1 protein-coding gene is annotated in these 507 nt (G+C 71.6%); it reads left to right on the forward strand.

Annotated features, from left to right (window positions below):
- On the forward strand, positions 1-507 hold a 507-nt coding region (locus tag ABD194_RS19890), incomplete at both ends, for a DUF4190 domain-containing protein (protein WP_343994739.1).

The following is a 507-nucleotide window of genomic DNA, read 5'->3' on the forward strand; positions in this document are numbered from 1 at the left end:
TCGTCGGGGTGCTCGCCGTCGTCTTCGGTGCCGTCGCCCTCAACCAGCTGCGGTCCGGCTTCCAGCGCGGTCGCGGCCGTGCAGTCGCCGGCATCGTCCTCGGCGCCATCGGCACCATCGGCTGGGCAGCCGTGGTGGTCGTCGCCGTGCTGGGAGGGGCCGGGGACCAGCCGCAGCCCAGGGCTTCCGCGCCGGTGGTCGGAGGGTCGCAGGTGTTCGTGGACAAGCTCACGGCCGGTGACTGTTTCTCCGGTGGCCGCACCGAGCCGATCGTCGTCGTCACCCGCATCGGGTGCACCTTGCCGCACGAGAGCCAGGTCGTGACCGTCATCGAGCTGCCGGCCGGCCCCTACCCGGGCGAGGCGAAGGTCAAGGAGCAGTCCGAGAACGGCTGCACCGACAAGGCCGACCCGCTGCTGACCGACAGCGCCTACGCCGACCTCGAGCCGTCCTACATCTACCCCGACGCAGACACCTGGCGCGGCGACCGGACCGTGCTCTGCATCG

It is taken from the genome of Terrabacter terrae, from assembly GCF_039529575.1.
GTDB lineage: Bacteria > Actinomycetota > Actinomycetes > Actinomycetales > Dermatophilaceae > Terrabacter > Terrabacter terrae.